This is a genomic window from Alistipes megaguti (assembly GCF_944320325.1).
In the GTDB taxonomy this organism is placed as follows: domain Bacteria; phylum Bacteroidota; class Bacteroidia; order Bacteroidales; family Rikenellaceae; genus Alistipes; species Alistipes megaguti.
In genome coordinates, this window is sequence record NZ_CALUHA010000017.1 from 23,773 (window position 1) to 48,579 (window position 24,807).

Consider the following 24,807-nt stretch of genomic DNA (forward strand, 5'->3'; position numbering starts at 1 on the left):
CGCGTTTCCCCCATGAAAAGACTCATATACACGGCGTTTATGCTCCTTACCTTCGTGTCGTGCGACCAGTGGTTCGATGTCGAACCCAAGGGTGAGGGTACCTCCGGCAACGGACTGTTCAACAACGAAGCCTCTTTCCGCGATTACATGAACGGAATCTATGCCGATCTGCGTTCGCGGGATCTCTACGGTGGCAACCTGACGCTGGGCGGCGTGGAATTCCTTGCACAGACCTTCGTCCTCTATACCGGAGCCGAAGCCTGGACCCGCATGGATTTCAACAGCGATATGGCCCGCACGATCGCCCGCAAGGCCTACGGCGGACTCTACGCCGCCATCTATCGCTGCAACGATCTGCTGCGGCAGTTTGACCGGAATCCTGACGTGGAATTCGTCTCCGGATCCCGCGAAATGATGATGGCCGAAACCCGGGCGTTGAGGGCTTTCCTGCATTTCGAACTCCTGCGGCTCTTCAGCCCGGCATATGCCGTGGATGCTTCGGCCAGTTTCGTTCCCTGGATCGGCTCCGTTGACGGGCCTGCGGTGACGATGACTTCGGCCGAGCTGCTCGATCGGATCCTCTCCGAACTGGATGCCGCGCTGGTGCAACTCGAAGCCTGTGATCCCGTTGTAACGGGGGTCGGCTACGACGACATGTCGCTGTTGGGAACCTCGCCCGCGGACCGCTGCTGGAAACTCAATTATTATGCCGTAGCCGTGGTCAAGGCCCGGGCGCTGATGTTCCGGGGCGCACAGTCGGACTGCCGGGAGGCCTCCACGCTGCTTGGATCGGTCATCGAAAAGGGCGGTTATGAATTCGTGCGGACGGTCTCCGACAGCGACTACTCCTTCTCCCAGGAGTTCATCTTCGCTCTGCCGTCGGACGAGAAGGGTTTCTGCGCACTCTCCGAGGAGCTCTTCGGCCCGAGCGGAAAGGGGGTTGTGCTTTCGTCGCAGATCAGCCTCGACGACCTGAGCCCCGACGATCGCCGGCGCGGATGGATCGATGGCGACAATACGATGCGCACGAAGTTTGCGCCGACCAGCAAGATTGATCTTTGGGAGACGGCGCCTGCCATCCCGATGGTCAAACTCGGCGAGGTCTACCTCCTGGCAGCCGAGGCTGCCGCCAAGTCCGGCGACCTTGTGTCGGGTATCTCCCGCTTCAACAACTTCATGACCGAACGCAACAGCGCTTCGATGGTTCTGGCCCAGGATGCTTCGCTGGATCAACTCATGGAGGCTGTCGATCTCCAGTATCGTTACGAATTCATGGGCGAAGGCGTCCGGTTCCATTTCTGCAAGCGCCTCGACAAGACCATCACCGCTTTTGACGGCTCGCAGATCTCTGAAGTCGGGAAAAAGTATCTCCCCATTGTTCAATAACAAAATATCAAGCAGATGAGTTACATCACATCATACAAAATCCCGGGATCGGGCAATTTCCGCCGTCTGCGGAGGTGTCTGCTGCTGGTCGTGCTGGCTTGCATGCCCTTCGGGATCCTTCGTGCCCAGGAGGCAAAGGTTTCGGTCCGGCTTCAGGAGGCGCCGCTCTCCGCGCTGCTCCAGGAGATTCAGAAACAGACCGAATACAAGGTCTTTTACAGCGACAACAAGGTGGATCCGACCCGTCTGGTGAGCGTTTCGGCCCGACAGGTTTCGGTCAGCCGGATTCTCAAAAGTATCCTCCCGAAACTGGGGCTGACTTATCAGTTCATCAACAATACGATCGTGCTTTCGCGCGATTCCAAGGTTGCCGAACCCGCTTCGGGGGTCATGGCCCGCGCCGTTCCGGTACGCAAGGTCTCCGGTACGGTGAAGGATGAGTCCGGCGTGCCGATGGTCGGGGTTACGGTGGTGGCCTCCAAGGACAAGCGGCGCGGTACGTCGACCAATGCCGACGGCTCCTTCTCGCTCAATGTGCCGACCGACGAAACCCATGTCGTCTTCTCGATGGTCGGTATGAAGACCCAGACGCTGCCCGTCGGCAGCGGGGTGCTGAACGTGGTGCTGAAGTCCGACGTCATCGAGTCCGAGGCGCTGGTAATCACCGGTTACGTCCCCAAGGCCAAGAACAGCTTCACGGGTACGGCTACCCAGGTCAAGGGCGAGGATCTGGTGAAGGTCAATCCGACGAACATGCTTCAGGCCCTGCAGGTCTACGATCCGTCGTTCGTGGTGTCGGACATCACGGGGGAATTCGGCTCGAACCCCAATTACATCCCCGATCGGATCGAGATTCGCGGTGCCAACAGCATGCCCGATATCTCGGAGAATACCCTGCAGACCTATACCACGCTGCCGATCTTCATTCTCGACGGATTCCAGGTCGATGTCGAGAAGGTCTACAACCTGGACATCAACCGCGTGGAGAATGTCACCATCCTCAAGGATGCCGCCGCATCGTCGATCTACGGCTCCCGGGCCGCCAACGGCGTGGTGGTGATCACCACCAAGATGCCCGAAAAGGGAAGCATCCAGGTCTCCTACACGCTCAATACCGCGATCGAAACCCCGGATCTCTCCTCCTATAACCTCATGAACGCCAGCGAACTGGTGCAGTACTACGAGAAACTGAATATCTTCTCCCGCGGAAACGTCACCATCGGCGAGGTGGATCCCGAACGGCGGAATCTGTTGACGATGCTCAAGATGGAGGCGGCAAACGGGGTGGATACCTACTGGCTCGCCCAGCCGCTGCGAACCTCCTTCCAGCATACTCACTCGCTCTTCCTCGAGGGTGGTACGGATGTCGGACGCCCCGAGGCCGGACGCTCCCTGCGCTATCAGATCAACCTGAACGGAAACTTCTCCGACGGTGTGATGAAGGGCTCGCTGCGCAATACCTACGGGGGTGGTGCCAAACTGATCTATGATACCCGCAAGTTACAGATTACGAGTGATCTGCAGGTCGAATTCACCAATACGCAGGATTCGCCCTACGGCAGTTTCTCGACCTATACGCAACTCCTGCCGCTCTTCCGGATCAAGGACAGCAACGGCGAACTCTTCCCGACGCTTTCGGCGGCCAACATCCCCCTCTATGACAACTATCCCTGGACCGACATCGGTACGTCGATCCTCGGTACGCAGATCAATCCCCTCTATGAAGCCGAACACCTGAACAGCTTCTCCCGCGGGCACAACCTCGGACTGACCTATCAGCTGGGGTTGAACTGGGAGATCGTCAATAACCTCCGCGTGCGCGGATCGTTCACCTACAACCGTCAGGAGCAGACCTCGGAGAAGTATGTTTCGCCCTTCAGTTCGGCCATCTCCGACGGTCTGGACAACAACTCGATCGAACAGCTCTACCGCCGCGGATCCTACAACCGCAACGGCAGCATGTCGACGGATTATTACGGCATGGTCAACCTCTCCTATCTGAAGAGTTTCGGACGTCATACCGTGCAGGCTGTGCTGGGTGGAGAGATCAAGGAGGATCTCACCGAAAGCGACAGTTATTCGGTGGTGGGTTTCCTCAACGATGCCCAGACCTTCCCCTCCGATGCCGCCCAGTATCCTCTGTCGGGTGGCCCGGGCGGAGCCAGCAGCATCGTCCGCACGGTGGGTACCTTCGCTACGGTCAACTATTCGTTCGACAACCGGTACATGCTCGACGGCAGCTATCGACTTGACGGCTCGTCGAACTTCGCCAGCAAACAGCGCGTGTCGTCGTTCTGGGCCGTGGGTGTGCGCTGGAATCTGATGAACGAGAAGTTCATGAACCGTGACCTCTTCAACAACCTGGCCCTGAAGGCCAATATCGGTACCACCGGCAACTCGAACTTCGTACTGAGCCAGATCCTGAACATGTACCGCTATCTCAGCATGTATGACGGTATTACGGGTGCCGAGCTCATGTCGTTGGCCAATCCCGATCTGCGGTGGCAGACCACGCTCAAACGCAATATCGGGGTGGAACTCGGATTCCTCGATAACCGTATCAATCTGGAGTTCAACTATTACCGGAATACGACCGATAACAATATCACTCAGGTCGACATCCTGCCGTCGACGGGATTCTCCTCCTACACGGCCAATCAGGGTGACGTGGCCAACCGCGGTTTTGACTTCAGCCTCTCGGTTACGCCGCTTCGCACCAAGTCCTGGCAGCTGAACTTCTTCGTCAACGGTCAGCACAACCGCAACAAGCTGACCAACCTCTCGGAGGCCCTCAAGGATTACAACAAGCAGGTCATGGAGCAGCAGACCGAAGCCTCCGGTACCAAGATCGAAAACGTCTTCCTCTTTGAAGAGGGCAAGTCGCTCACGGCCATCTACGCTGTCCCGTCGGCCGGCATTGACCCCGGTACCGGCCAGGAGATCTTCATCACCCGGGATGGCAAGCGGACCTTCACGTGGAATGCTGCCGATCAGGTGGTCGTGGGGGATACGGAACCCGATCTGCGCGGCTATTTCGGCATCAACCTCAGCTACAGGCAGTGGTCGCTGAATACCAGCTTCGAATATTCGTTCGGCGGTGAGATGTACAACCAGACGCTCGTCGACCGTATCGAAAATACCTCGATCAACTCGTCGAGCAACAGTATCGCCTACAACATGGACCGTCGGGCGCTCTACGACCGTTGGACGCAACCGGGCGACGTGGCCAAATACCGCAGCGCAAACGTCTCGGGAAAGACCTATGCCAGCTCGCGCTTCGTGCAGAAGAACAACTACTGGCGTTTGAACTCGATCCGACTGATGTACAACCTCAACCGGCCCGACAAACGCTTCCTGGGTATGTCGATGCTCCGGATCGCCCTCTCGGCCAACGATCTCTTCTACGTATCCACCATCCGGCAGGAGCGGGGCCTTTCGTATCCCTATGCCCGTACCTTCACGCTCACTCTCCAGGCTAACTTCTAATTCGGAACGCTTATGAAAACAAAATACCTATCTGTGATTCTCCTGTTGGCCGCCGGCACCGTCTCGTGCACCAAGTGGCTCGATGTCTATCCCCGGTCGGAGATCACCTCCAACAAGGTCTTCGACACCGAGGACGGTTTCTACTCGGCATTGGCCGGTCTTTACATCAAGATGGCCGACGACAACCTCTACGGTTTCGACCTTACGTGCGGCTATCTCGACATGATGGGAGGAGCCGTCTTTACCGGAGCCGGAAACATGCTGACCTATCAGGCCAATAACTTCTACGCCGATCCCATGTATGGTCCCATGGTTGCTCCGCTGCAGTTCCCGGCCTTCAACTATACCCGCGGCCAGATCCGGACCGAAAACACGGATGCGACCCTCGAACAGATCTGGACCAAGATGTACAATACGATCACCAATGCCAATCTGTTGCTTGAGGAGCTCGACAAGGCCGAGGACGGCATGTTCGAGACGGGTGTCAAGGAGTTGCTCCGCGGCGAGGCCTTGGCTGTCCGAGCCTATCTGCATCTGGACCTGGTGCGTCTGTTCCAGCCTCCCTATCTCTCTGAGAACGGCCGTACGGCCCGGCGGATCCCCTATATGGATACGCTTGATGCGCTGACCTTCACCCCGTCGTCGACTACCGATGAAATCCTCGACAAGGTGGATGCCGATCTGGCGGAGGCGGCCCGGATCATGAAGGAGAACGATCCGATCAGTTCGGGCAAGAGCTACTACACGACCATGTTTACGACCGACCGGCGCTACAAGCTCAATTACTACGCCGTCAAGTTGCTGCAGGCCCGATCGTTCCTCTATCGGGGATTGAACAAGCAGGCTTATGATGCGGCCATGGAGGTCATCGAACAGGCGCAGGGGGTCGGAATCCACTTCATTACCGATGCCGAGCGCGCCAAGGTCGACAGCAACGGAACCCCGGTGGATCGCAGTTGCCCGATGGAGAACCTCTTTGCCGTGCTTACGGATGAACTGGACGAGAATATGCGCGATGCCGTCAGTCCGTCCGGGACGAGATTGGGGTATTTTGGACGCATTGCCTCGAATAACTGGTTGAGTGCCACTCCGAACATGACTCCCGAGGCCTTCTTCTCGGCCGCAGGCGATATCCGAATCAGTCTCTGGAAGCGCACCGTCTACCCCTCGGGCATGGTCGGCAAGTACATCCGCGAGTCAAGCAAGGCCGAGGATGTGGCGCTCTATCCGAAACAGGCCGTGACCCTGCTCAAACTTGGCGAAGCCTACCTCATAGCAGCCGAGGCGGCCATCGATGCCGTCAGTCCGGCTGAGGGGCTGCGACTGCTTCAGCAGTTGCAGACGGCGCGCCAGGGTGGCATCTACAATTCGTCCGACCCCGAAGGCCTTCGTCAGGAGATTCTGTTGGAGTATCGGCGTGAAACGCTTGGCGACGGGCAGCTCTTCTATGCCTACAAGCGCCGTAACGAACCCCGGCTTACGACCCTCTACCAGACGCCCGACTACACCTACTACTTCACCATGGACGCCAACAAGTATACGCCCGACATCCCCGATAAGGAGTTCAACGCGGGTCGAACCTATTAAACGACGATTGTCATGAAAAGATATGTTTTCCCGGTTGTGGCCGTACTCGTCCTGCTGGCGGCCTGCAACAAGGTGGAGGTGCCGGTCTACGACTCGGAACACCCATCGCTGAACTTTGTCAAGAATTTCTTCATCCCCGGGTCGTTGAGTGATCCCGAACTGGATACCGTGCGCGTACATGCGGTCTTCTATCCCGGGCTGAGCGAAGGCGAGTGCAAGCTCCCGGTCTATCTCTCCGGAGCCGTGGCGGATTACGATCGTACCTATCGGGTGCGTCTGGTCGATGAGAAGTGTTACGGCAATCTCGTCGAGGGGGTGCATTACACGCTGCCCGCCGAGCAGACCCTGCACGCCGGACAGTATGCCGATTCGGTGGTGGTGAAACTCCATCTCGACCGCCTGCGGGCGGATCGTGCCGCAGGGGTGTTGGTGGTCGAACTGGTTCCTGACGGAAACTTTGTTGCCGGATTGGATGACTACCGGAATATCGGTGTCGAGATCTCGGGCGGTGACTTCCTGCGTGAACCCTATTTCTGGGGCTTGAACAAGCTTACCGATTATGGCGGGACCTATCTCTCCGTGAAGGCCGAAAAGTTCGCTGAACTCAACGGCATCACCTCGGCCCAATGGCGCAGCGATAGCAACGCTCAACTCTATGCCTACGGCAAACGAACCTACGAATGGTTCCGCGACAATCCGACCTGCGACGCCGACGGAGGCCGGGTTGAATTCAAGGGCAGTATCAATTACGAATAAAAGCCACGATGATGAAAATGTATAAATATTTGACCGCTTTGCTTCTGACGGCTTTCGCTGCGGGCGGTTGCTATGAGGACAAGGGCAGCTACTTCACCGGAATGTGGAGTCAGATCGAAGCGATCGAGGGCGTGTCGCTGCCCGGAACCGAGAATCTCTATACGCTTGATCTGATTGAGGAGCAGCCGTTGACGATCGACCCCGTGGTACGGTTCAAACCCGGAGTCGATGCCTCGGACTTCTCGTTCCATTGGGTCATGGGCGGTGATACCATCGCCTCGGGGCTCAAACTCGACTGGGTGGTCGAGCGCACCAACAAGATGTTCTTCAATTCGAATCAGGAGACCGACTTCTGGCTGGCCATCGACAATGTGTCGAGCGGCGAAAGCTGGTGCTACTATCTGCAGAATTCCACGGGAACCATCCTGAAGGTGAAGATCGTGCAGGCCATCACGCCGAAAATCGGCGTCTTCGTCTACGAACAGCCCGACGGAACGGTCGAGTGGGGATCGGTCAAGGGGTCCAATCCCGCGACGCCCGAGGCCTTCACGTCACTCTACACCGGAATCTTCGAGCGTTACAATGCTCCGAAAACCATCGAGGGTAGCGTCTGCGGTGTGACCTATACATCGTCCGACCTGATTATCTATACGGATCGTTCACCCGCCTGCGGAGCCGTCATCCAAACCTCCGAAACGGGCAGCTATCCGCTCGGATATCTTCAGGGCACGGTCGGTGATCTGATTTTCGACGGCGAGCCCGAGGCGGTCATCAACGGACAGTCCTTCTATCCGGGATTCATGCAGGAACTGCTCGTCGGTACGTCGCTCTTCATCTACTCGGCGCAGTCCTCCTACCAGATGATCCTTCACGGAGCCGAACCGACCGAATCCGGTGTGGCACAGATCATGGGTGCGACGCCTTACATGAATCTGATGCACTTCTCCGTGCTGCGTCGCACTTCTGGCGAGATCTGCTACTACCGCTACAACGAAAACCAGGGCTATCTCTGCCAGCCGTTGCCCGAGGAGGACGGCTCGACGCTCTCGGCCGACCGGATTGTGGGCGTCTGCCGACAACCCAGCAGCAGCGAAAAGGCTCTGAAACTCTTCGTTGCGGTGATGAAGGGGACCTCCTGCCAGCTCTACACCTACACCTATGAGCAGAGCAGCGGCGTGAAGGATATGATCACCTTCGTCTCCAAGCGGGACATATCGGCCTGGGCCGGAGGCATGACCGGCGACTGCCGTATGTTCACCAACAGCGTCGAGATGCCGCTCAACTACCTGTACATTGCCAAAGGTGCGGATCTGTGGCGGACGAGCTACGAGTCGCAGGCCGATCCGCAGATCATCCGTTCGTTCGCCGAACCGATCACTGTCGTCGAAGTGGTCAGCAGCAGTCCTCAGCAGCCCAGCGGCGCAACGGAACTCTATACGGCGCTCTTCACCTACGACCAGACGGCCGGAACGTCGAAGATGTACGTGCTGGATGCTACCTCCGACAATGCCGAGATCCTCTCCGAGGTCGAAACCGAAATCCCCGGTAAGGTCGTCGCCTATCGGGCCAATTGAGTAATCCGGATGCGGATCGTCCCGCTTCATGAAGGGCCGGTCCGCATCTTTGAACGTTTCCAGGTGTGATCATGCGTAAAACCCTTTTGATCCTAGCGACGGCCATGGCGGCCGTCGGCATTTGCCGGGCTCAGGATGCCTTCCCGCTTGAGACCGGCGACCTGCTGTTTCAGGTCAACGGCCAGAGTGCCTATACGGAGGCGATCCGGAACGTGACGACCGGTATCGACCGGTTGGAATTTACCCATGTGGGTGCGGTCTGTATCGAGGACGGGAAGATTTATGTGCTCGAAGCCATCCCCTATGGGGTGGTCAAAAGCCCGATCGAGACCTTCTTCCGTCAGTCGCTGATGTCCGACGGAAAGCCTGTTGTCGTGGTCGGACGTCTCAAACCCCGTCTGCGGAGATGCATCCCGCAGGCTATGGATCGCATCAAGGCCCTGTTGGGTAAGCGTTACGACTTCGTCTTCGATCCCGATGACGACGATTATTATTGCAGCGAGCTGATTCAGGCCTGTTATCTGAAGCCCAATGGAAAACCGATCTTCCGGTCGGCTCCAATGACCTTCCGGGATAAAAACTCGGGAGAGGTCAGTCCGCTCTGGATCGAGCATTTCAAACGCTTCGACTGCAAAATTCCCGAGGGTGTGCCCGGTACGAATCCCGGCGACATGTCCCGTTCGCGGAAGATCCGCATCGTACACCGTTATTTCTGATCTCAATTCAACCTTGAGAAAACCCGCAAACCGATATCCAACATCAGATCTATGTTCACACGAATGTTAACCCTGCTGCTCTGCAGCATGATCGCCGCCGCTCCCGTTTCGGCCAAAAACAAAAAGAAGCAGGACAAGGCGAAGACCGAAACCCCGGCTCCCAAACAAAGCGATTACGACAAACTCCTCGGAAAGAAGCATGAGGTGGCCGACGGAATGGTCAAGCTCCACAAAATCGACGGGAAACTCTATTTCGAATTTCCGCAGTTGCTCTTCAACCGGGAGATGCTCCTCGGTTCGGTCATCTCCGAAACCTCGGATAACCTGACGGGCGTTCCCGGTTCGAAGTCCTATGTCCCGCTTCACATCTGCTTCACCCGTACGGACCGGAACGTCCAGATCCGTGTGATCAATTCCGAAAACTACACCCTCGGGGTGGCCGGCAACATCCTTCGGGCTCTGGATCGAAACAACACGCCGACGATTTTCCGGAATTTCAAGATTGAGGCTTGTAATGCCGATTCGACGGCCGTGGTCTTTGATGTGACGGATCTCTTCGTGGGTCATGTCAAGGAGCTCTCGCCATTCTCCTATCTGGGCGTTTACGGCGGTTCGGGGTCCTCGACGCTCAGCGAATCGTTCCGCAAGGAGCTCTCTTCGCTGGGCGAGATCAAGTCCTTTGCCGACAACCTGACGGTCAAGAGTACGTTGAGCTATACCTATTCGGTCACCCATCCCGAAACCAAACAGAAAATCGTCGACAACAAACCTTTTACGGCGTTGATGACCCGTACGCTGGTGTTGCTCGACGAGACCCCCTACCGACCCCGGCTCACCGACAGCCGCATGTCGGTCTTCCCCACCGGAAAGTACCTCTACAGCGATCGCGAACAGCGTGTCAAGGCCGTCTATCTGGCCAACCGTTGGCGGCTCGAACCCTCGGATCCCGAGGCCTGGAAGCGCGGCGAACGGGTGACTCCGCTCAAACCGATCGTCTTCTATGTCGATCCCGATTTCCCGGAGTCCTGGAAGCCGGCCATCTACGAGGGGGTGACCCAATGGAACGAACTCTTTGAGAAGATCGGTTTCAAGGAGGCCGTGCAGGCGCGCCCCTATCCGGAGGATGATCCCGAATTCGATCCCGACAACATCAAATACTCCTGTCTGCGCTATGCCCCCGTCCCCATCGCCAATGCCATGGGTCCCTCATGGGTCGATCCCCGCAGCGGAGAGATCATCAACGCCTCGGTGTATGTCTTTCATGACGTCATCAAGATGCTGAACCGCATGCTGTTTGTCCAGACGGCTCAGGCTGACGAGCGGGTACGGCGGGTCCAGATCCCCGACGAGGTGATTCTCGACGGCCTGCGGTATGTCCTGGCACACGAGGTCGGCCACTGTCTGGGCTTCATGCATAATATGAGCGCCTCGGCCGTCATCCCGGTCGATTCGTTGCGTTCGCCGTCGTTCACCCGCAAATATGGAACCACCACCTCCATCATGGATTATGCGCGTTTCAACTACGTGGCTCAGCCCGGTGACGTGGAACGGGGCGTGAAACTCACTCCACCGCGTTTCGGCATCTATGACGCCTATGCCGTCAAGTGGCTCTACATGCCTCTGCCGGAGGCTCGTACGCCCGAAGAGGAGTACGAAATCACCTCCCGCTGGATTACCGAAGCCTCGGCCGATTCAGTCTATCGCTACGGTAAACAGCAGTTCGGAAGCATCGTCGACCCCAAATCCCAGACCGAAGATCTGGGCAATGACGCCGTGGCTGCATCGGAGTACGGAATCCGAAACCTGCGCTACATTCTGGCGAATCTCGATCGCTGGTATGCCGAGGGTGATGACGATTACACTTGCCGCAGCGACATGTATTCGAATATCATCAACCAGTATGTCACCTATATCGGACACGTCTACGCCAATATCGGCGGCATCTATCTCAATGAACGGATGGAGGGCGATCCCGTTCAGGCCGTCGTGTGCGTTCCGCGGGAGAAACAGCGCCGGGCGCTGCAGTTCATCCTCGGAGAACTCAAGCAGTTGCAGTGGCTCGACAACGAAGCGCTGTTGAAGAAGGTTTCGATCCTGGGTTCGCCGCGGAGTGCCGTTCGTGAGGCTCTTATCCGGGCTGTGGTCAACGCTCCGGCCAAACAGACCCTTTCGATCAATGCCCAGCTCGCCGGAACGAAGGCCTATACACCCGAGGATTGTTACCGCGATGTCTCCGATTTTGTCTGGGAGCCCACGCGGCGCAACCGCTCGCTGACCGAGGATGAGATGGCCATTCAGCGCGAATTCCTCAAGGTTGCCGCCGCGCAGGCCGGTCTGAAGGAGTATGCGGGCGGAGGCAGCTCCTCCTCAACGTTCGCCCTGACGGCGTCCGGCAGCAACGGCCTCGATCGTTGGTTGTCCGGTGACGACCCCGACACGGAGCATGTCGGCTTCACACGTCCCGAAGCCGGTTCTCCGGTGGAGGAACTGTCCGGATTCGGGGCTCCCAAATTCCAGTATTTCACCAAGAAAGGCCTTGCGATGACCTATTATGACGATATCCTGCAGATCCGTGATCTGTTGCGCCGGAGGGTGGCGTCGGCCTCCGGGCAGACACGCAAGCATTACCGTTATCTGTTGTACAACCTGGACAAAGCGCTTGATAAATGAAGAACCGCATGATGAGCAAGAAACACGCCTCGATCGGCATCCTGCTGATCGTTGCCCTGTTGTTGACCGTGGCCTTGCCCGAAACCTCCCAGGCTGCGGACAAGGGACGCAAGAACCGAAAAAAGAGTGAGTCCGTTGCAACGGCCCCCAAGTTGTCGCCCTACGAAAAACTCTTCAAGGACAAAACGCACAAAAGCGTCGACGGACTTTTCAAACTCCATCTTGTCGACGGGAAAATCTATACGGAGATTCCACTGGCGCTGCTGAACCGCGAGTTTGTCATCCATACCACGATCGAGGAGTCGTCGATGGCGGATTATGGACTGGCCGGGCAGCAGCCCATTCCGCCCTATCATGTCGCCTTCTCGTTGCGCGATTCGACGGTTTGCATGCATGAGGTTCCGCAACGTGTGCTGGCCGAAAGCGGCTCGACGATCGAACAGGCCCTGAAGATCAACTCCCTCCGGCCGATTGTTGCCTCCTATCCCGTCAAGGCCTACAATGCCGACTCGACGGCGGTCGTGATCGAGAATACCGACCTGTTCATGAGTGATAACGAGCACCTCATGGCCTTCGAGGCCCACGGCATGACGCCATTGCATGTCTCCCGGGCCAGTTACAAGTCGAATCTGTCATTGCTGCGCGACATCGGCGGTGGCGAGGGCTATTCGTCGGTCGTCAGCGATCTGACCTATTACGTGACCACGCAGTATTTCATCTTCACCATCCGCAAGGATGTGCCGTTCACGGCGCTGGCCCGGCGTACGATCACGATGCTCCCCGAGCGGACGGCACCGGCTCGCATCGCCGATCCGAGAATCGGTGTGGTTCCTGTTCCCTATACGCGTTTCTCCGTCAGACAGGGCTCGCGTCCGGCCTATTTCGCTTCGCGGATCAATTTCCGGAAAGAGGGCGAAATCCGTCCCGTCACCTTTTATGTCGATACGCTCTTCTCTCCCCTTTGGCGGGAGGGAGTTCGCCGGGGGGTTGAATTGTGGAATGAGGCATTCCGGCGCATCGGCATGGGAGATGTCCTGCAGACAGCCGATTATCCCGCCTCGGGGTTCGATGCCGACAGCCCCGGCACGTTCTGTGTGAAGTATGTGGCTTCGACCAATCCCAAGGTGACCGTAAATGTTGTGACGGATCCGCGCAGCGGCGAGATCACCGGAGGCCGTATCCACCTGAGTGAATCGCTTCGGGACGAGATCCGCAATCGCCGTTTCCTGGACCTTGCGGCCGTAGATCCACGGGCCCGGGAGATGCGGATCGACGACGGGGAACTCGTCTCTTCACTGGCCGTCTACACGGCCCGTGGCGTGGCGCAGATATTGGGCCTGGCTACCAACTACGCCGGGGCTTCGGCCTATCCGACCGATTCGTTGCGCTCGGCCTCCTTCACCCGCGAATGGGGGCTCTGTTCGTCGATCACGGCCCTGAACAGCTACAACTATCTGGCTCAGCCCGAAGACAAGGGGGTGCGTCTGGTTAATGACTGCCTGGGCAAATACGACTATTTCGCCATTGCCTGGCTCTATGGGGAGATTTCCGGAGCCGAAACGCCCGAAGAGGAGCGCCCGTATCTCTCGGAGATGCTGCGCAGCCATGCCGCCGATCCGGCCTTCTATTACGGCAATTTCTGGTATGATTACTATTTCGGCGATGTGCGTCTGGCCTACACCAATTTGGGTGACGATCCCGTCAAGCGTTGTGAATATCGGTTGCGGAATCTGCGCGAAACGGTCCTTCATGCCGAGGAGTGGCTCGCCGATCAGGATTTCGACGGAAGTTATCGTCGGGAGGCCATCGATGCCATTGCAACCGGTGTCCGGGAGGTGATCTCCTATCTGGCGGCCTATATCGGGGGAGCCTATTATACCGAGGTGGGGGCCGGTGACGGTCAGACCCAGTTGAGGGTCGTTCCCAAAGAGGACCAGCAGCGGTATGTCCGGGAGACGCTGCGCTTCATCGAGGATCTTTCGTGGCTAGACACGCCGTTGACGAAGCATGAAGCGGTCAACCTCTCCCAATCGCTCCGCGACGATTGCCTGATGACGCTCTTCAAACGGCTCGAAACGTTGACCCGCTATCAGACCGCTCTGCCCGGAGCCTATACACCCGAGGAGATGACCTCCGACCTCACGGAGCTGGTGTTCCGTAAGGTGAAGACCGGAAAATCGCTCTCCGAATACGACCGACTGCTTCAACAGTCATTCGTCGGAGTAGTTATCGGGAAATCAAACGTATTGGCCGAACCCAAATCGGCAAAGACCTCCTCTCAGGCTTTTGCCGATGCCGGCTTCGGGGAGATGGCTCCCGCCTTCCCGCGGGAGGCTTCCGCAATACTCGAAATGCTGAAGGCCTATAACAAATACCGGATGACCTATTATGCCAGGGATTTTTCGGACCATATCTACTATGATCTGCTGCTGGAAATGCGCGAGATTTACCGCCGCGGTATGACCGTGGCACGGGATGCCGATTCTCAGGCGTTTTGTCGCTATATGTTCCGGCGGATTGACGAGTCTCTAAAGATCTGATCGACTCGGTTGGATGAAAAGGGGAGGAGCCTTCAACTGAAGGCTCCTCCCCTTTTTGAAGGACGTCTCCCGGATCGCGGACGGTGAGGGTACGACTTAGCCCTCGCGCGGACGGTGGCAGGGTCTTCTTTCGCTTCCGTGTTTACAGGGTGAGCAGCCGTTCGGCCAGCGGGGCGTAGTAGGTGCGAACCTCCTCGTCGGTGGGGGTATGGCCTCCCGGGAAGTGGTAGATCTGCGTGTAGTGCTGGCGGAAGAGCGGTTCGTAGTGTGCTATCATGTCGTGCTCGCCGAACAGTCCCCATACCCGATCACGATACTCCGGGCGGCAGTGGTCCCACTGATGAAGCTGAACCTCGGCAAATTCGTCGATCAGGGCCTGGTCGATGGTCAGCTGCTGGCGGCCGTCGGCCCGCGGTGTCTTGTATTCGTGGCTGCCGATTCGTTCGGAGAGGAAGCTCGTCATCTCCAGATGCGGGTTCCCCAGCAGGGCCGGAAGCCCGTTTTCCGATACCACGATCTGCCCCAGAAACGATCCGTTGCTGTTGCCGACCAGCAGATCGGGCTGCTCCGTGCGGCAGATGCGGTCGATGAGTTCGATGGCCTGTTTCGGATGGGCTGGCAGATCGGGTGCCAGAATCGTGGCTTTCCCGTCGAAATATTGTTGCAGAGCCCGGGCCGGTGCGCAGTTGCCCGAGGCGAAGAAGCCGTGCAGAAAGAGAATTCTCTTGGTCATAAGTCTGATGATTCGTATGTCGCTGCAAAGATGGCATGGTTTTGCTGAATTTGTCCGCCTCCGCTGAAAAAAATCGGATGATTCAGGCTTTTTTGTTTCGATATGATACCGATTGCCGTCGAATGTCGATTCTTTGTTTGCAGATTTTTATTGTATCTTTGTGTTGCTCTCTTTTGCGGCAGATGACGGAACCTGAAAAAATTACCGATCTTTTCGAACGTTGCAAACCTCGTTTCGAAGCCATGGCCCGAAGCTATGTCTGTGACCCCGGTGTAGCCGAAGATCTGGTCATGGAGAGTTTCTGCATCTATCTGGAACGCTCCCGGGAGGGCAGAATCGGAGCGTGTCCCAATCTCCCGGCCTATATCTTCGCCATTGTCAAGAACCAGTGTCTGAACTGGCTCAACCGCCGCAAACGTACCTTGAGCATCGTACAGGAGCTGTACGATGACCAAATCCGTCAGATCGATCTCGAGATCCGTTCGTTGAACGGTTTGGATGTCGATGAACTTTTCGCCCCGGAGATCGAAACGGTCATCCGGCAAACCCTCGAACAGATGTCCGATCAACAGCGGGAGATCTTCCGGCTGTTCCGCTACGAAGGGTGCAGCTACAAGGAGATTGCCGCCCGGCTCGGGATCTCGACGGCCAAGATCGACCACGAAAATCGAAAGGCGATCCGCATGCTTCGCGAGGCGCTGGCCCGACTGCTCGTCATGCTGGGATACGGCTCGATGGCGGGGATGCTTGTCGAACGGATTCTTTCTGATCTGCGGCACTTCGCCCCGTCACTTTTTTAGCCGGTGAAAACGTCCTGATTTTCTTTACGTTATCAGTCTGTTGCTTCATTGTTCGCATTCTTAAAAAATTTTATTTGCATTTTTCCCTCCTTTTTCCGGCGAATTCCGTCCGGCTGCTTGTCTTATAAGCGTGGAAAAGGAGATGATAAGACGTTACGTGAGAGGCGAGGCCTCTTTCGAGGAGCGGAAGCTGGTGACCGATTGGGCGGCTTCCGATCCGCAGCATTTCAAGGAGCTGGAGCAGGAACGCCGCCTCTATCTGGCTTTGACCTGGCACCTCCCCGAGGTGGAACCGTCGGTTGCGGATGCCCCCGTGAAGCGGGGCCGTCTGATTCCGTGGCGTCGTGTGGCACGCATCGCCCTGCAGGCCGCGGCCGTGATCGTCATGGGGTGTCTGGTCGGAACGCTTCTCTATACCCGCCGGATTGATACGCTGGCCGAACAGACCCTCGCATTCCAGACTCCGGCCGGTCAGCGTATGAATACCACGCTCTCCGACGGTACGAAGGTATGGCTCAACTCCCGCGCCCGGGTCGAATATCCGGTTCTTTTCGGTCGCAAGGAGCGCCGGGTAAAGGTCTCCGGCGAGGTGATGTTCGACGTGGCGAAGGATCCCGACCATCCCTTCATCGTCGAAACCTATGCGTGCGACATTGAGGTCCTCGGTACGAAGTTCAATGTTGTGGCCGACGAGGAGAACGGCCGTTTCTCGACCGCCCTGCTGCGGGGCGAGGTGCGCATCACAAGCCGCTTCGACGGTCAGCAGATCCTCATGAAACCCGACGATGTCGTGAGCCTCGAAGAGGGCAAACTTCGGTTGTCGCATATCGATGATCCGGACGAATACCTCTGGACGGAAGGATATATCAACCTGAAAAACAAGAATTTCTACGATCTTGTCGAGGAGTTTGGCCAGGTCTTCGGCGCCCGGATCGAAGTTCAGGGCCATATTGAAGGCGCCGACCGCCGCTACAAGTGGGGCAAGATCCGCATTGCCGACGGTGTGGATGATGCGCTGGAGATCCTTCAGGCCTCTTACCGGTTTACCTATACGCGCAATATCGAAACCAATGAAATCGTGATCCGCTGACCCCGCGTCGGATGGAAAAAACGAAGATACCCGAAATGAATGTCGAACCTATAATCTATGAATTTGCCTATGCATAGACGGAGTTGAGTTGCAAGGGACCCGCCGTCGGAAAAAACAGATCCCCGAATGCTGTCACATTGGGGGATCTGCGCGGAAAAAAGGTCCAATAGTCAAAGAGAAACCTACTAATGAACTTTAATACAAAAGTATGAATAATAATTTGATTCTTCAAATCAAACAGCTGTTCATGCCATTCTGTCTGCTGGCCCTGATGTTGTGCGGTGGACAAGCCGCCGCCCAGGAGCGCAAAACCCGGGTGACTCTTCAGGGCACCCAAACCGAATTGACGGAATTCATCCGGCAGATCGAGTCGCAAACCAACTACCATTTCGTCCCCAATCCCGATATCGATCTCAGTCGTTTGGTGGACATCCATGTAACCGATTGTCCGCTGGAGGAGGCTCTCGGGAAACTCTTTGCGGGGACGAACATCTCCTATCAGATCAAACCGAACGGGGTGATCCTGCTTTCGCCCTCGGCCCGTCCGAGCTATGGCCCGGCATCCGTACGGGGTGTGGTGACCGACGTGACGGGAATGCCCGTCATCGGGGCTTCGGTCCTTGTCAAGGGGACCACCGTGGGTGTGAGCACCGATGTCGACGGCGCTTATGAACTGCAGATCCCTGCATCGGATACCCCCGCCGTGCTGGTGGTCAACTTCCTGGGCTACGAACCCGTGGAGATGGCCGTCGGAAACCGTTCGGAGGTGAACTTCACCCTGCGTGAACAGGCCCAGACGGTCGATGCCGTCGTGGTGACGGCCCTGGGCATCAAACGCTCGGAGAAGGCCCTGTCGTACAACGTCCAGCAGGTCGCCTCGGAGGATATCGTCGCAAACAAGGATGTCAACTTCATCAACTCGCTGAACGGCAAGGTCGCCGGCGTGAATATCAATGCTTCGTCGTCGGGTGTGGGCGGCGCTTCGAAGGTCGTCATGCGCGGAACGAAGGGTATCGACCAGTCGTCGAACGCCCTCTATGTCATCGACGGTGTGCCGATGTACAACCTGGCAGGGGAGGGCGGTACGGAGTTCGATTCGGCCGGGACATCGGAGGCCGTGGCCGATATCAACCCCGAGGATATCGAATCGGTGTCGGTGCTGACGGGTGCCGCCGCTGCGGCCCTTTACGGAAGCCGCGCCTCGAACGGCGCCATCGTCATCACCACCAAGAAGGGAAAGGCCGGCTTTACGTCGCTGACCGTTACGAGCACCACCGAGGTCTCCTCGCCGCTGGTCACTCCCGCCTTCCAGAACCGCTACGGCACGGGCGACCCCCGCGCAAACAGCACCGACCGCAGTTGGGGCAAGCTCCTCACGGCGGCCGAACGTTCGGGATACGACCCCGTGGAGGACTATTTCCAGACCGGCGTGATCGGTACCGAGACCGTCTCCTTCTCGACGGGTAACGACCGTAACCAGGTCTATCTGTCGGCTTCGGCCGTCAATTCGCGCGGTGTGGTGCCCAACAATGCCTACGACCGCTACAACTTCACGGCCCGCAATACGACCTCGTTCCTCAAGGACCGCATGACGCTCGACATCGGCGCCTCGTATATCATGCAGCAGGACCGCAACATGACCAATCAGGGTGTCTATTCGAACCCGCTGGTATCGGCCTACCTCTTCCCGCGCGGCGAGGACTGGGAGTACATGCGTCTTTTCGAACTCTACGACCCCTCGCGCAAGATCTACACGCAGAACTGGGTCCAGTCGGACGATTACGCCATGCAGAATCCCTACTGGATCAATTACCGCAACCTGCGCGAGAATGACCGCAAACGCTACATGCTGAGCGCTTCGCTCTCCTACAAGATTCTCGACTGGCTGTCGGTAGCCGGGCGAATCCGTATCGACAACGCCGTGAACAACTACACGGAGAAGTATTACGCCTCGACGAATACGACCATCACCGAGGGGTCGAACAACGGCCTCTACGGCAAGACCGTCACGCAGGATCAACAGTCCTACGGCGACCTGCTGGTGACGATCAACAAGTCGTTCGGCGACGACTGGACGCTGAATGCCAACATCGGCGGCTCCTTCTCGAAGATGTCGCAGGATGCCGACAAGGTCCGCGGCCCGATCCGCAACGACGGAATCCCGAACCTGTTCAACGTCTTCCAGCTGGACGACGCCACCACGCAGCGTTCGCAGGCCGGATGGGCCGAACAGACGCAGTCGGTCTTCGCCTCGGCCGAGGTGGGCTACAAGGGTACCTACTATCTGACGCTCACGGGCCGCAACGACTGGCCTTCGCAGCTGGCCGGCCCGCGATCCGTCAAGTCGTCGTTCTTCTATCCTTCGGTCGGCGGTTCGGTGGTCGTCTCGCAGCTGATCCCGAACATGCCCGAGGAGCTCTCCTACATCAAGGTCCGCGGATCGTGGGCTTCGGTGGGTCTGCCGTTCGCCCGCTTCCTGGCCAACCCTACCTACGAGTGGGACAATGCCAACAAGGTGTGGGTCGACAAGTCGAACTACCCGATGTACGATCTCAAACCCGAGCGTACGGACTCCTGGGAGGTGGGTCTGACGATGCGCTTCCTGCGTCACTTCAACCTCGACGTCTCGTACTACAACACGAAGACCTATAACCAGACGTTCGATCCGCAGATCTCCGTCTCGTCGAAATATTCGACCCTCTACGTGCAGACCGGATCGGTGCGCAACCGCGGTGTCGAGCTGGCGCTGGGCTACAGCAACGAGTGGGGCAAATTCGCCTGGTCGTCGAACTTCACCCTCTCGTCGAACCAGAACCGGATCCTCGAACTGGTCGACAACTACCGCCACCCCGAGACCGGACAGCTCATCACCAAGGACCGGCTCAACATCGGCGGTCTGGGACAGGCCCGCTTCATCCTCAAGAAGGGCGGTTCGCTGGGCGACCTCTACTCGATTGCCGACCTGAAGCGTGACAGCGACGGAAACATCTACACGGCCGCCGACGGCTCGATCGAGGTGGAGTACAACGTCGACGACATCAAGCTCGGCTCGGTCTTCCCGAAGGCCAACATGGCCTGGCGCAACGACTTCAAGTGGGGCAACTTCAACTTCGGATTCATGCTCTCGGCCCGTCTGGGCGGCGTGGTCTTCTCGCGTACGCAGGCTGCCATGGACTATTACGGCGTTTCGGAGTCCTCGGCCGAGGCCCGCGACCGGGGCTATGTCGAGATCAACGGCGGAGACCGCATCTCGCCCTTCGTCTGGTATGATACGGTGGCCAAGGGCGACGGCGTACCGCAGTACTATACCTACTCGGCTACGAACTTCCGCCTGCAGGAGGCCTCGATCGGCTACACCATCCCGAAAAAGAAGCTGGGCGACGTGTGCGAAATCACCCTGTCGCTGGTGGGCCGCAACCTCTGGATGATCTACTGCCAGGCGCCGTTTGATCCCGAATCGGTGGCCACCACGGGCAACTACTACCAGGGCATCGACTATTTCATGATGCCTTCGCTGCGGAACATCGGCTTCAATCTCCGTCTCAAATTCTAAACCTTCCGGACCATGAAACAACGATTATACGGTTGGTCCCTGGCGGGTTGCTGTGCGGCGATGCTGCTCGGCGCCTGCACGGCCAACTATCAGGACGACAATACCAATCCCTATGAGGCCACGGCCGACGACATGGCCAAGGACGACTACATGCTCCGTTCGACGCTGGTAGCCATGCAGGGATGCGTGATCCCCACCGACGCCAACCACTATCAGTATGTGGAGTGTCTGATGGGCGGATCCTACAGCGGCTATCTGGCCGACTCGGGAGCCTGGACGGGCAAGTTCTCGACCTTCGACCCGCAGCAGTTCTGGGTGCAGTACACCTTCAACAACACCATTCCCAACGTCTTCATCAATTTGGGCAATCTCCAGTCGAGAACCGACAACGAGGTGCTGCTGGCCGTGGCCGACATCCTGAAGGTCGCCGCCATGCACCGCATTGCCGATATCTACGGCCCGATTCCCTATTCGCAGATCGGTGCCGATGGCAAGACCGAGGCCCCCTACGATTCGCTGCGCGACGTCTACCTGCGCTTCTTCGAGGAGCTGAACCATGCCATCGAGGTCCTCACCGCGCATAAGGACGAAACCTTCAGCGCCTATGCCGACAAGGTCTATTCGGGAAAAATTATCCAGTGGATCAAGCTGGCCAACTCGCTGCGCTTGCGGCTGGCCATGCGTCTCTCCTCGGTGGAGCCCGAGACTGCAAAGACCCAGGCCGTGGCTGCCATCACCCATTCGGTCGGAACGATGAGCTCGAACGACGACAATGCCTGGATGTCGGTCACCAAACACCCGCTGCGCGTGGTGGCCTACGAGTACAACAAGGGTGACTCGCGTGTCGGGGCCGACATCACGGCCTTCATGAACGGCTACAACGATCCGCGCCGCGAGCAGTATTTCACCCTTTCGACCTTCACCGACGAGGAGAACGACTACATTGGGGTGCGCACCGGCCTGCCGACCTACTCCGAGGCCAAGAGCTTCTCGAACGTCAATATCGAGGAGGGCTCGTTCCTCTATACGCATCTGCTGTGGATGAATGCCGCCGAGGTGGCCTTCCTCAAGGCCGAAGCGGCGCTGCGCGGTTGGTATGGCACTCCGTCCGACGCCCGGGACTGGTATGAGACGGGTGTCCGGCTTTCGTTCGAGCAGTGGGGCAGTGCCGGTGCCGACAACTATCTGAAAGGGACCACGGCCCCCCAGGCCTACATCGATCCGAAGACTCCGGCCAACAACGGTACTCCCGGCACGTCGATCTGTGTGCAGTGGGACGATGAGGCCGCCCTGCAGGAGAATCTCGAACGCATTATCACCCAGAAGTGGATCGCCTGCTTCCCGCTGGGGCAGGAAGGCTGGGCCGAATTCCGCCGTACGGGCTATCCCCGTCTGATGGGGGCCGTCTACAGCTATGGCAGCGAGATTACCGATAAACAGGCCGGAGCCCGACGGATGCGCTACCCCGAGAGCGAATATCAGGAGAACCGCCAGTATCTGATGCAGGCCATTTCGGAGTACCTGAAAGGTCCCGACAACCTGGCCACGAGACTCTGGTGGGATACGACCAACAAGCAATAAAACTCTGCCCTTATGAATCTGAAACACATCATATCTCAAACGCTGTTGCTCGCGGTGACGGTCGCCCTCTCCGCGTGTGATGACTGGACGGAGATCCGTCCGCTCGATACCGGATCGCAGCGCCCCGATGCGGCCACCGAGGCCATGTACGAGGCGGCCGTGCGCGAATTCCGCGCCTCGGACCACCAGCTGGTGCTCGGCCGTTTTGACAACTCGGTGAAGGTGCCTTCGCTGCGTCCGCAGCATATTGACGCGCTGCCCGACAGCATCGACATGGTTATCCTGGCCCGTCCCGACTCGTTGTGCGAACGGGAGCTGGATGAAATGCGCGAAATGCGCGAGGCCTATGCCACGAAGTATCTCTGCGAGGTGGCCTACTCTTACGTCGAGGCCCTCTGGAACGACTCTCAGGCGGCCGAAGAGCCCGAAGAGAATGCCGGTGAGGAGCCCGACGGCGAAACGTCCGCGGCCGATGGAGAGAACGGAGACGGGGAAGGCGGGCCGACCGCCGATGAGCCGCAGACGGACGGATTCCCGGCCTTCTGTGCGGAGTATGTCGACTATGCGCTCGGTCTGTGCGACAAGTGGGGGTACGACGGCGTGGTGGTCTGGTTCGACGGTCCGTCGCTCGACTTCGTGGGCGAGGCTGAACGAGCCCGTCTCGAGGCGCGCCGCGAGGCCTTCTTGGGTCCGGTAACCCGGTGGCGCGAAGGTCATGCCGCAAAACTGCTGCTGCTGGGCGGCAGCCTTGATCTGCTCGACGATCGCACGCTGACCGACGGCTGCGACTATCTGCTGGCCGACGGCCGCGGTGCCTCTGCCATGGGATCGGCCGCCGAGACCTTCTTCCGGCTGGAGAACGCCGGATTTGCGGCCGACCGCATCCTGTTGGCCGTGTCGGCTCCCGATGCGCTGGGCGCCGGCGGAGAGTTCGGCTTGCAGAGCGCCCTGACGGCTACGGCCGAATGGCTGCTCGAACCCTCCCGCACGGGACGCAAGGGCGGCATGCTGATCGACAACATCCAGAACGACTATTTCGATACGGGACTCATCTTCCGCAATACGCGGAAGGCGATCGACATCCTGAATCCTTCACCCAATAACTGACTCATCCGATGAAATCATCCTATGCAACTGTTTGTGGCACGGTCGTGCTGACGGCCGCCGTGCTGGCGTCGGGGTGCAAGCGCGAGGATCCCGATCGTACGCCATTCGACAACCGCGTCTTCATGACCGACGTGACGCCCGTCCGGCTGCTCGTCGAGCGAGAGACCTCCGAACTGGAGGGGCTTCTGGCTGCCCGCACGGCCAAGCCCGTCGACGAGCCCGTGGCGCTCACCTACAGCGCGGACGAGAGCCTCGTATCTCTCTATAACGATGCAAATGCCGCCGCGGCCCTGCCGCTGCCGGCCGAGAACTTCCGGATGGACGATCCTACGGCCGAGATCCCCGCCGGTGGAGTCTCCGCCTCGGAGTGTACGGTGAACTTCGTCGGCCTTGACGCCCTGGATTTCTCCGAGGATCAGACCTATGTGCTTCCCGTCCGGCTGACCGAAGCCTCGGGCGTCGACATCCTCACGTCGCGCAGCGTGAACTTCTTCGTGATCCGCGAAGCGGCCCTCATCAATGTCGTCGGCGATATCGAGGGCAGCTATCTCGATGTCGAATGGAAGGATCCGTCGCCCGTCTCGTCCATGACGCAGATGACGGCCGAGGCGCTGGTCCGCTTCCGCAACTTCGACCGCGAGATCACCACCCTGATGGGTGTCGAGGGCAAGTTCCTGATCCGCGTCGGTGACAGTTCGTTCCCTTCGGACCAGATTCAGGTGACCAACGGCTCCTATGCCAAATTCCCCACCGTGGGTAATGCCGCCAATGCCCTGCCGGTCAACGAGTGGGTACACATCGCCGTGACCTACGACAGCGGCAGGCTCTGCATCTATGTCAACGGAAAACTCCAGTCCTCGGGCACGTGCGGATACGGCGCCGTCAACTGGGGTACCTATGCCGCCATCGATCAGGAGCAGTCCACGCGCGGTTTCCACATCGGATACTCCTATGAGCGGAAACGCGAACTGGCCGGTGAGATTGCCGAGGTGCGCATCTGGAACCGCGTGCTCACGGCCGACGAGATCGCGGCGCCCGACCACTTCTATACGGTCGATCCCGCCTCGGAGAATCTGGTGGCCTACTGGAAATTCAACGACGGAGCCGGCAATGTCGTCCGCGACTGGTCGCCCTACGGCAACGATGCCACGGCTCCCGAAGGAATGAAGTGGACGCAGGTCGAACTGCCCGAAAAATAGTGTGTCGGAAACTTCCTAAAACAGCATAA

At 58.3% G+C, this 24,807-nt stretch carries 15 protein-coding genes; 14 read left to right on the forward strand and 1 reads right to left on the reverse strand.

What is annotated here, in order from left to right:
- Positions 1 to 12: 12 nt before the first annotated feature.
- The 8 genes from PUQ42_RS06040 (at position 13) to PUQ42_RS06075 (ending at position 14,715) form a co-directional block, all read left to right on the forward strand.
- Positions 13 to 1,386 (forward strand): RagB/SusD family nutrient uptake outer membrane protein, encoded by a 1,374-nt coding sequence (locus PUQ42_RS06040; RefSeq protein ID WP_273371949.1) that lies wholly within the window; start codon positions 13 to 15, stop codon positions 1,384 to 1,386.
- 15 nt (positions 1,387 to 1,401) lie between these two features.
- Entirely contained in the window at positions 1,402 to 4,872 is a 3,471-nt protein-coding gene (locus tag PUQ42_RS06045; RefSeq protein WP_273371951.1) for a SusC/RagA family TonB-linked outer membrane protein, read from the forward strand.
- Positions 4,873 to 4,905: 33 nt separating this feature from the next.
- The gene (locus PUQ42_RS06050) at positions 4,906 to 6,459 is read left to right on the forward strand and encodes a RagB/SusD family nutrient uptake outer membrane protein (RefSeq protein ID WP_232009137.1); all 1,554 of its coding nucleotides are present in this window, start codon (positions 4,906 to 4,908) and stop codon (positions 6,457 to 6,459) included.
- Between the two features lie 12 nt (positions 6,460 to 6,471).
- Positions 6,472 to 7,215: a DUF4843 domain-containing protein gene (locus tag PUQ42_RS06055; RefSeq protein ID WP_273371955.1), complete on the forward strand. Its 744-nt coding sequence runs from the start codon at positions 6,472 to 6,474 to the stop codon at positions 7,213 to 7,215.
- A gap of 29 nt (positions 7,216 to 7,244) precedes the next feature.
- Positions 7,245 to 8,789, forward strand: a complete 1,545-nt coding sequence (locus PUQ42_RS06060; protein ID WP_162992833.1) for a hypothetical protein — start codon at positions 7,245 to 7,247, stop codon at positions 8,787 to 8,789.
- An 86-nt stretch (positions 8,790 to 8,875) separates the two neighbouring features.
- Positions 8,876 to 9,505, forward strand: a complete 630-nt coding sequence (locus PUQ42_RS06065) for a YiiX/YebB-like N1pC/P60 family cysteine hydrolase (protein WP_232009138.1) — start codon at positions 8,876 to 8,878, stop codon at positions 9,503 to 9,505.
- 51 nt (positions 9,506 to 9,556) lie between these two features.
- Complete coding sequence (locus tag PUQ42_RS06070) at positions 9,557 to 12,175, forward strand: zinc-dependent metalloprotease (RefSeq protein WP_273371960.1); 2,619 nt, start codon at positions 9,557 to 9,559, stop codon at positions 12,173 to 12,175.
- 8 nt (positions 12,176 to 12,183) lie between these two features.
- The gene (locus tag PUQ42_RS06075) at positions 12,184 to 14,715 is read left to right on the forward strand and encodes a DUF5117 and DUF5118 domain-containing protein (protein WP_273371963.1); all 2,532 of its coding nucleotides are present in this window, start codon (positions 12,184 to 12,186) and stop codon (positions 14,713 to 14,715) included.
- Between the two features lie 142 nt (positions 14,716 to 14,857).
- Here PUQ42_RS06075 and PUQ42_RS06080 read toward each other — a convergent pair whose 3' ends face one another.
- Positions 14,858 to 15,448, reverse strand: coding sequence for a YqiA/YcfP family alpha/beta fold hydrolase (locus tag PUQ42_RS06080; protein ID WP_273371965.1), 591 nt, complete (start codon positions 15,446 to 15,448; stop codon positions 14,858 to 14,860).
- Positions 15,449 to 15,630: 182 nt separating this feature from the next.
- On the opposite strand from PUQ42_RS06080, the gene PUQ42_RS06085 reads away from it, so the two are divergent.
- The 6 genes from PUQ42_RS06085 (at position 15,631) to PUQ42_RS06110 (ending at position 24,778) form a co-directional block, all read left to right on the forward strand.
- The gene (locus PUQ42_RS06085) at positions 15,631 to 16,248 is read left to right on the forward strand and encodes a sigma-70 family RNA polymerase sigma factor (protein WP_273371967.1); all 618 of its coding nucleotides are present in this window, start codon (positions 15,631 to 15,633) and stop codon (positions 16,246 to 16,248) included.
- A 142-nt stretch (positions 16,249 to 16,390) separates the two neighbouring features.
- Positions 16,391 to 17,338: a FecR family protein gene (locus PUQ42_RS06090; RefSeq protein ID WP_273371970.1), complete on the forward strand. Its 948-nt coding sequence runs from the start codon at positions 16,391 to 16,393 to the stop codon at positions 17,336 to 17,338.
- A 208-nt stretch (positions 17,339 to 17,546) separates the two neighbouring features.
- A complete protein-coding gene (locus PUQ42_RS06095; protein ID WP_420534951.1) occupies positions 17,547 to 20,891 on the forward strand; it encodes a TonB-dependent receptor in 3,345 nt (1,114 codons plus the stop codon).
- Positions 20,892 to 20,903: 12 nt separating this feature from the next.
- Positions 20,904 to 22,472, forward strand: a complete 1,569-nt coding sequence (locus PUQ42_RS06100; RefSeq protein WP_273371972.1) for a SusD/RagB family nutrient-binding outer membrane lipoprotein — start codon at positions 20,904 to 20,906, stop codon at positions 22,470 to 22,472.
- 12 nt (positions 22,473 to 22,484) lie between these two features.
- On the forward strand, positions 22,485 to 23,579 hold the full coding sequence (locus tag PUQ42_RS06105) for a glycoside hydrolase family 18 (protein ID WP_273371973.1): 1,095 nt from the start codon (positions 22,485 to 22,487) through the stop codon (positions 23,577 to 23,579).
- Between the two features lie 8 nt (positions 23,580 to 23,587).
- Positions 23,588 to 24,778, forward strand: a complete 1,191-nt coding sequence (locus PUQ42_RS06110; protein ID WP_087405318.1) for a LamG-like jellyroll fold domain-containing protein — start codon at positions 23,588 to 23,590, stop codon at positions 24,776 to 24,778.
- Positions 24,779 to 24,807: the final 29 nt, after the last annotated feature.